Origin of the sequence: Pseudomonas sp. NPDC087346 (genome assembly GCF_044744235.1) — a bacterium.
GTDB lineage: Bacteria > Pseudomonadota > Gammaproteobacteria > Pseudomonadales > Pseudomonadaceae > Aquipseudomonas.
Map to the genome: position 1 here is coordinate 1 of NZ_JBIUXX010000181.1, position 1,197 is coordinate 1,197.

At 52.5% G+C, this 1,197-nt stretch carries 1 protein-coding gene; it reads right to left on the reverse strand.

The window, feature by feature from the left end:
- Positions 1 to 1,138 (reverse strand): Tc toxin subunit A (locus tag ACIOZM_RS31930; RefSeq protein WP_401221682.1); only part of this gene is annotated, 1,138 nt, incomplete at its 3' end.
- Between the last annotated feature and the right edge of the window lie 59 nt (positions 1,139 to 1,197).

A 1,197-nucleotide genomic window follows, 5' to 3' on the forward strand; every position in this document is an offset into this window, starting at 1 on the left:
GATAGACCGTACCACTGGTGTTCCATCCCGTCGCTCCACCAGTAAAGCTACCGTTACTGATGAGGTTCGTGGCATTCGAGGTCACGGTGGCGGTACGGGTTGTACCGGTACCACTGATCGGCCCCAGGGTGCCGTTGCTCAAAACAATATCGGCCGCGCTGAAAGTGCTTCCAGGATCCTCATTAAAAGTAAATACGACCGCTTTGCTTGACCCAGGAGCCAAGTTGTTAATCTGCTTGTTAATGCTGGCAGCCAAGTCCATATTTGAGTAGTTGGCCTGAGCGGTCAGGCTCATCAACTGATTGAACGACAAGCCTGTTCGCGCACAAAACACTTCGACCGATTTGAGTGCCTCGGTAAGATTGGCGTTGCTCGGCAGGTTGTAATACTTTCGCACCGAGTCTTGGTCAGCGGCGGTCGCCCCCAGCAAAGTGTAAAGCGCCGGTGTTAACTTCAGCTGCTCGCGTATTTTCGGCTGTACCACCAGGTCCGGATTTGTCGTACTAGCGGTCCCATTGAGGGACAGCGGCTTGAACGCCTTCATTTGCTCATCCGTCAGCGCCGACCAAAGTTGCTGCAGCGAGGTTTGAGCGCCCGATAATACGCTGCGCACTTGTACCAGGTTGTCGTGATACGGCAGTGTCATCGGGTAAAAGGTGGTTTCCAGGTTTTTAAGCGTCGTGCCTTTGGACGCCTGCATGCCTGTTTGCAGAACCTCATTCAAGAGGTTGAGCGTTGAGACTTCTTTATCAAGATTGGCTTCATTGAGGACAAGCGCCTTGAGGTCTGGGCGGCGTTGATCAATATGCAGCGGACTGCTGCCGCCGTGTAACCCTTTGGCAATGTTATACAGCTCAACCAAATATCGACCGGGAGAAAACAGCGATTGAATCGAGGCCACTTCCGCGTAGCCATCCACGGAACGTTTGGGGAATAGATCGTCAAAATCGACATTGCCACCGAGTGAGTGCCCCATGGCAGCCTGCATGCTCGCCGAAAGCGGAGCCACGCCCAATTTCGGAATGCCCTGCATGACCGGTTCGCTACGCGCGAGTAACGTCCGATTAATGCTTTGCAGTGTCTCGACTTGTTCCAGTGGTAATGTACCTGTCGTGTTAACAGTGTTATCGCTAGCCATACCTTTACTCTCCAAACTGCATTAATGTTAAGAGCAAAAAAGATGTTTCTGCCCGTTAC